Source organism: Adlercreutzia sp. DFI.6.23, assembly GCF_024462535.1.
Taxonomy (GTDB): Bacteria; Actinomycetota; Coriobacteriia; order Coriobacteriales; family Eggerthellaceae; genus Adlercreutzia; species Adlercreutzia rubneri.
Genome location: NZ_JANGBP010000117.1, coordinates 1 through 427, shown reverse-complemented (window position 1 = coordinate 427; position 427 = coordinate 1). Strand labels below are relative to the sequence as shown.

General features: G+C 62.5%; 1 pseudogene. It reads right to left on the bottom strand.

Features of this window, described 5'->3' with window-relative positions:
• A pseudogene (locus NE591_RS12595) lies at positions 1 to 427 on the bottom strand (hypothetical protein); the annotation flags it as partial.

The window sequence follows — 427 nt, the reverse complement described above, 5'->3', positions numbered from 1 at the left end:
GCCGTTGAAGGGGCTGGCGGCCTTTTGCTCGATGAGCACGCGCAGGACGCGGAGCTTCTCATCGCGCTCGGGCGTGATCTCGCGGGCGTAGCCAAGCAACTGCTCAAGCACGCTTATATCGTAGTCGATGTCCTGGCCGAGCTTCAGCCGGTCGAGATCGGCGGGATCCACGTGCACCTTCGACGAAGCGCGGTACTCCGCGAAATCGTCCTCGTCGTCGAACATGGCCGCGTCAATCTGCACCATGTCACGCTGGGCGACCAGCCGCTCCGCCTTATCGAGCATCTGCTTGGTGGCGAGGTTGCCCTCGTAGATGCGCTCAAGCGAGATTCTGAACGCGTCGATGGAGCTCTCCAGGCGCTTGAGCAGGTATACGCGCATGAGGTTGGCCACGGCCTGGGTGCGGTTGATCTGGCTGTCGAAGTCG